This is a genomic window from Streptomyces sp. WM6386 (genome assembly GCF_000972385.1).
In the GTDB taxonomy this organism is placed as follows: domain Bacteria; phylum Actinomycetota; class Actinomycetes; order Streptomycetales; family Streptomycetaceae; genus Streptomyces.
Window position 1 is genome coordinate 1 of the sequence record NZ_JXTE01000732.1, and the last position, 330, is coordinate 330.

At 64.5% G+C, this 330-nt stretch carries 2 pseudogenes; both read left to right on the forward strand.

Features of this window, described 5'->3' with window-relative positions:
- Positions 1–234, forward strand: a pseudogene (locus TN53_RS43435) (2-oxoglutarate ferredoxin oxidoreductase subunit alpha); the annotation flags it as partial.
- Positions 224–330, forward strand: a pseudogene (locus tag TN53_RS46615) (2-oxoacid:ferredoxin oxidoreductase subunit beta); the annotation flags it as partial. The pseudogenes TN53_RS43435 and TN53_RS46615, both read left to right, overlap by 11 nt.

Sequence of the window (330 nt, forward strand, 5' to 3'; positions counted from 1 at the left end):
GAATCCATCGCACAGGCCCACCTACGCCACCTCAACCCCTTCCCCCGCAACCTCGGCACCGTGCTCAGCCGGTACGAGCATGTCGTCGTCCCGGAGATGAACCTGGGCCAGCTGTCGACGCTGCTGCGTGCCCGCTACCTGGTCGACGTACGGCCCTTCACTCAGGTCAACGGCATGCCGTTCAAGGAAGAACAGCTTGCCCACGCACTGGAGGCGACGATCCATGACCACTGAACTCCGCCTCCTGCCCAAGGACTTCAAGTCCGATCAGGAAGTGCGCTGGTGCCCCGGCTGCGGTGACTACGCGATCCTCGCCGCGGTCCAGGGCTT